Source organism: Micromonospora sp. NPDC047134, from assembly GCF_040643455.1.
GTDB lineage: Bacteria > Actinomycetota > Actinomycetes > Mycobacteriales > Micromonosporaceae > Micromonospora.
Window position 1 is genome coordinate 1 of record NZ_JBEYUI010000051.1, and the last position, 5527, is coordinate 5527.

Here is a 5527-nt window from a genome sequence, read left to right on the forward strand (position 1 = left end):
CCCGCAGCCTCAAACGCTACATAGCCCGCCAAATCTGGCGCACCCTCGAAGCCACCGCTTGACAAACACCTTCACAGATCTTGCACTTTCGGTCGCTCTTTTGCGGCATTTGTCAGCTTTGCCTCGACAGAAAGTGCAAGATCGGCGGCCCGGGGCGGGCTCGACGGGGCCGGGTGGGGCAGGGGTGAGCTCGGCCCGGGGTGGGGGCTAGCGGGCTAGGAGTTCGGTGATGCCGCGTAGGCGGGTGTGCAGCAGGGTGGTGGCGCGGGTGGTGTCGAGGCGGATCTCAGCCGGGCGGACCAGGCCGCGTTCGGCGGCGGTGGTGGTCGTCAGGGCACCGGTGTCCAGGCCGTCCCGGTGGGCCAGCAGTCGACCCAGTTCCGCTCGGCTGACCGGGTCCGGGCCGGCCACGTTCAGCGGTCCGGCGTAGTCCGAAGTCGCCAGTTCGAGCACGGCGGCAGCCAGGTCGGTGACGTCCACCGGGCAGCGCAACTCCTCTGTGAAGAGGGCTCCGCGTCCGGCCAAGGCCTCCCGGCAGAGCCGGATCTGCGGGCTGCCCTCGCCGACGATCAGCGAGGTACGCACCAGCACGGCCCCCGGGTCGATCGCGCGCACGGCCGTCTCCGCAGCTGCCTTCGCCGCACCGTACGGGAAGATCGGGGTGGGTGGATCATCGTCGGCGTACGGCTCGGAGCGCCCGGCGTGCAGCGCATCGCTGGAGATGTGCACCAGGCGGGCACCCACCTCGGCAGCGGCCCGGGCCACGTACGCCGCCCCGTCGGCGGTGACCGTCCAGTCGTCGTACCGGTAGGAGGTGTTGACCACGACCTCCGGGCGCACCTGCGCGACCAGAGTGCGCACCGCGAGCCGGTCGGTCACGTCCAGCCGCCGGACCGCCACCCCCGGCACCCGCACCGCACCGCAGTGGCACGTCCCGATCACCGACCATCCCGCGCCGACCCCCCGCCGGCACACCTCCCGCCCCAGAAACCCGCTACCCCCCACCACCAGAACCCGCATGCTCGCCCTCCCCCGGTTGGTTGATCAAGAAGTTTGCGTCGCCGAGGGCTCAGATCATGACGCAAACTTCTTGATCAACCAGGAGGCCGAGGAAGGGTGGCCGAGGGGTGGGTGGGTCAGGTGGGGTCGGCTACCGGGGCGGCGGGGCCGGCGGTGCCGGGGTGGGACGGGGCCTGGGGCTTGGGCTTGGCGTCGACGCCGGCCTCGGTGCGCTGCTGGGCGGTGATCGGGGTGGGGGCGCCGGTGAGGGGGTCGAAGCCGCCCCGGGTCTTCGGGAAGGCGATCACCTCGCGGATCGAGTCGGCCCCGGCCAGCAGCATGCAGACCCGGTCCCAGCCGAAGGCGATGCCGCCGTGCGGCGGTGGGCCGTAGTTGAACGCCTCCAGCAGGAAGCCGAACTTGTCCTGCGCCTCCTCGGGCGTGATGCCGAGCAGGTCGAAGACCCGCTGCTGCACGTCGCGTCGGTGGATACGGATCGACCCGCCGCCGATCTCGTTGCCGTTGCAGACGATGTCGTACGCGTAGGCCAGCGCCCGGTCCGGCGCCTCCTCGAAGCGGTCCACCCACTCGGAGTTCGGCGAGGTGAAGGGGTGGTGCACCGCCGTCCAGCCACCCTCGTCGGTCTTCTCGAACATCGGCGCGTCGACCACCCAGCAGAACGCCCAGGCACTCTCGTCGATCAGACCAGCGCGCCGCGCGATCTCGATGCGGGCCGCCCCGAGCAGCTCCTGGGCCTCCCGGGCCTCGGCACCGGCGGCGAAGAAGATCGCGTCGCCCGGCTTGGCGCCGACCGCGTCGGCCAGCCCGTTCAGGTGCTCGGCCGACAGGTTCTTCGCCACCGGGCCGCGTGCCTCGCCGGTCTCGGCGTCGAGCACCACGTACGCCAGGCCCTTGGCGCCGCGCGCCTTGGCCCAGTCCTGCCAGCCGTCCAGCTCCTTGCGGGTCTGGGCGGCACCGCCGGGCATGACCACCGCGCCGACGTAGCCGCCCGCGTCGATCGCCCCGGCGAAGACCCGGAAGGTGGTGCCGCGCAGGTACTCGGTGAGCTCGGTCAGCTCGACGCCGTAGCGCAGGTCCGGCTTGTCCGAGCCGTACCGGGCCATCGCGTCGTGCCAGGTGATCCGCGGGATCGGCCGGGGGATCTCGTATCCGGCCAGGTCCGACCAGAGGGCGGACACGATCGCCTCACCGAGGTCGATCACGTCGTCCTCGGTGACGAAGGACATCTCGATGTCCAGCTGGGTGAACTCCGGCTGCCGGTCGGCCCGGAAGTCCTCGTCGCGGTAGCAGCGGGCGATCTGGTAGTACCGCTCCATGCCGCCGACCATCAGCAGCTGCTTGAACAGCTGCGGCGACTGCGGCAGGGCGTACCAGCTGCCGGGCTGCAGGCGGACGGGGACCAGGAAGTCGCGGGCACCCTCCGGGGTGGACCGGGTCAGGGTCGGGGTCTCGATCTCCAGGAAGTCCCGCTCGTGCAGCACGGCCCGGGCGAGCTGGTTGGCCCGCGAGCGCAGCCGCATCGCCTTGGCCGGCCCGCCGCGCCGCAGGTCCAGGTAGCGGTACTTGAGCCGGATGTCGTCGCCGGCCACCACCTGGTCGTCCACCGGCAGCGGCAGCGGCGCCGCCTCGGAGAGCACCTCCAGCTCGGCGACGGTCACCTCGATCTCGCCGGTGGGCAGCTCCGGGTTCTCGTTGCCCTCCGGCCGCCGGGTGACCTCACCGACGACCTTGACGCAGTACTCGTTGCGCAGGGCGTGCGCGTCCTCCTCCCGGAAGACCACCTGGACCACGCCGGAGCCGTCGCGCAGGTCGACGAAGATGACACCGCCGTGGTCGCGCCGGCGGGCCACCCATCCGGCGAGGGTCACCGTGCTGCCGGCGTCCGTCGCGCGCAGGCTGCCGGCGTCATGGGTACGGATCACGGCGTGCGTCTCCCTCGTGAAGCTCTACGTCTGTTGCGGGCATTCTCGCAGCACTCCCCCGCCGCCGTTTGCCGGGTGCAAGGAAGGGCCCCTTCTTAACGCCTCAGGTAGCAAAAGGGTCCCTTGTTAACAGCCAGCCCGCACCCCGTTTACCCCCTGCTCCCGACCCGACGGCACCTGGAACCTCAGCACACGCGGGCGGGCCGCCGGAGGAGGAATCCGGCGGCCCGCTGCGGTGAGGAGGGTCAGGGGGTACGGCAGATCAGTAGACGCTGACGCCGTAGCGGCTCAGCACCGGCCCGACCGGCTGGAAGAAGGTGGTGCCGCCGGTGGAGCAGTTGCCGCTGCCGCCGGAGGTCAGGCCGAGCGCGATGGTGCCGCTGAACAGCGAGCCGCCGCTGTCACCGGGCTGGGCGCAGATGTTGGTCCGGATCAGACCACGAACCTGACCCTCGGCGTAGTTGACGGTGGCGTTGAGGGCGGTCACCGAGCCGCTGCGCAGGCCGGTGGTGCTGCCGGAACGCTGCGCGGACTGGCCGACATAGGCGTTGCCGGAGGCGGTGATGTCGCGGAAGCTGCCGTTGTAGAGGGAGACGTTGCCCGGCTGCACGGTGCTCTGGTTGCTGTACCGGACGATGCCGTAGTCGCTGCCCGGGAAGACACTGCCGGTACGCGAACCCAGCAGCGCGCTCTGGCTGGAGTTGCTGTACCAGTTCGCCGCGATGTTGGTGCAGTGCCCGGCGGTGATGAAGTAGTACGTGCTGCCGGCCCGGACGTTGAAGCCGAGCGAGCAGCGCCCACCGCCCTGGGCGTAGATGGCCTGGCCACCCGAGATCCGGGTGCTCAGCACACCGGCCTCGGCCTCGATGCGTACCGCGCCGTTGGTCCGCGCCGCGGCGGCCTTGACCCGCTCCAGCTTGGCACCGGTGACCGTGCTGTCGACGGAGACGACGACCTGGTTGGTGGCCGGGTCGACCCACCAGGCGGTGCCCGGGATGGCCGCGGAGCGGTCCAGCTCGGCGGTGGCCCGGTTCAGCTCGGCCGCACCTCGCTTGACCAGCTTCGGGGTGGCGCCGGCCGACGCCACCTGGCGGGCGGCGAGGCTGTCGGTCACCGCGACGACCATCTTGCCGGTCGCGTCGGCGTACGCACCGGCGGCGCGGGCACCGAGCCGCTCGGCCAGGGTGGCGGCGGAGTCAGGCGTGGCGGACCCGGGGGCCGCCTGGGCGGGGGTGCCGGCCAGCACACCGGCGACGAGGGTTCCGGCCGCGGCGACGGTGACCGCGCGGCGCAGCATTGACCTTGTGGGTCGCATGTAACAGCCTCCCGAAGGGGGTTGGAGGGCCCTGTCATGCCGACAGGGCAGGGGGAAACTCGGCCACCTGGGGAAACGGCCAAGCGAAGAGAAGTATTCACACATTTAAGATCATAGACAAGGCCGCCCTTTGCCCCAGTTTCACCGTTCGGTCGAGGTAACCTGCCGGCAACGTTGTGGATACAGACGGTCGTCTATACGCTCTGGTCACCGCCACCACCCGGCAACCGTGACCCGGAGGCCACCATGACCCTCGTCCGACGCGCGCTGGCCACCCTCGCCGGCGTCACCGCCCTCGTCTTGTTCGCCACCAGTCCCGCCGTCGCCGACCCCGGTCCACAACCGAACTCGATGGCCAGCCTCGGCGACTCGATCACCCGCGGCTTCAACGCCTGCGGGTGGTACGTCGACTGCACCAACCGCTCGTTCAGCACCGGCGGCGACGCCACGGTGAACAGTCACTACCTGCGGATTCGCCAGAGCAACCCGGCCATCAACGGCCGCAACCACAACGCCGCCCGCACCGGGGCCAAGTCAGCCGACCTGTACGGCCAGGCCGGCACCGCGGTCAGCCAGGGGGTCGACTACGTCACCGTCCTGATCGGCGCCAACGACGCCTGCACCAGCTCGGAGTCGACGATGACCTCGACGACCACCTTCCGGGCGAACATCGACTCCGCGCTGGCCCGCCTCAAGTCCGGCCTGCCCAACGCCAAGGTCTACGTGATCAGCATCCCGGACGTACACCGGCTCTGGTCGGTCGGCAGGGGCAGCAGCAGCGCCCGTACCGCCTGGTCGGTCTTCGGCATCTGCCAGTCCATCCTGGCCAACCCGACCTCGACCGCCCAGGCCGACGTCGACCGACGCGACCGGGTCCGGCAGCGGGTGATCGCCTTCAACGCCCAACTGGCCGCGGCCTGCGCCGCCTACGGCGCGAACTGCCGGTACGACAACAACGCCGTCTTCAACTACCCCTTCACCCTCGCCCAGCTCTCCACCTGGGACTACTTCCACCCCAACGCCACCGGCCAGCAGATCCTCTCCACCATCTCCTACCCCGCCGGCTACCCCTGGTAGCCCCCTCCCCTCCCCGCACGCCCCGCGCCCGTACCCTCCCCGCGATCTTGCACTTTCTGTCGGTGCACACCTGGGCAAAAGCCCCGAAAGCGCGACCGAAAGTGCAAGATCTGTGAAGGTTTTTGTCAAGCGGTGGCTTCGAGGGTGCGCCAGATTTGGCGGGCTATGTAGCGTTTGAGGCTGCGGGTGATCT

Annotated in this window: 4 protein-coding genes; 1 reads left to right on the top strand and 3 read right to left on the bottom strand. The window is 70.4% G+C overall.

Translation table 11 applies throughout. The features are described 5' to 3' along the window. Positions 1 to 207: 207 nt before the first annotated feature. The 3 genes from ABZ795_RS28625 to ABZ795_RS28635 form a co-directional block, all read right to left on the bottom strand. Positions 208 to 1020: a sugar nucleotide-binding protein gene (locus ABZ795_RS28625; protein WP_357532626.1), complete on the bottom strand. Its 813-nt coding sequence runs from the start codon at positions 1018 to 1020 to the stop codon at positions 208 to 210. Between the two features lie 116 nt (positions 1021 to 1136). Further along, on the bottom strand, positions 1137 to 2942 hold the full coding sequence (aspS, locus tag ABZ795_RS28630) for an aspartate--tRNA ligase (RefSeq protein WP_357532627.1): 1806 nt from the start codon (positions 2940 to 2942) through the stop codon (positions 1137 to 1139). Positions 2943 to 3204: 262 nt separating this feature from the next. Further along, positions 3205 to 4257 (bottom strand): S1 family peptidase, encoded by a 1053-nt coding sequence (locus ABZ795_RS28635; protein ID WP_357532628.1) that lies wholly within the window; start codon positions 4255 to 4257, stop codon positions 3205 to 3207. A gap of 246 nt (positions 4258 to 4503) precedes the next feature. Here ABZ795_RS28635 and ABZ795_RS28640 point away from each other — a divergent pair, with 246 nt between their 5' ends. Then, on the top strand, positions 4504 to 5334 hold the full coding sequence (locus ABZ795_RS28640) for a GDSL-type esterase/lipase family protein (protein ID WP_357532629.1): 831 nt from the start codon (positions 4504 to 4506) through the stop codon (positions 5332 to 5334). Positions 5335 to 5527: the final 193 nt, after the last annotated feature.

Excerpts from the sequence above, each read along its gene's own strand:
- ABZ795_RS28635 (WP_357532628.1), bottom strand. The coding sequence starts at position 4,257 with ATGCGACCCACAAGGTCAATGCTGCGCCGCGCGGTCACCGTCGCCGCG.
- ABZ795_RS28625 (WP_357532626.1), bottom strand. The coding sequence starts at position 1,020 with ATGCGGGTTCTGGTGGTGGGGGGTAGCGGGTTTCTGGGGCGGGAGGTG.
- ABZ795_RS28640 (WP_357532629.1), top strand. The coding sequence starts at position 4,504 with ATGACCCTCGTCCGACGCGCGCTGGCCACCCTCGCCGGCGTCACCGCC.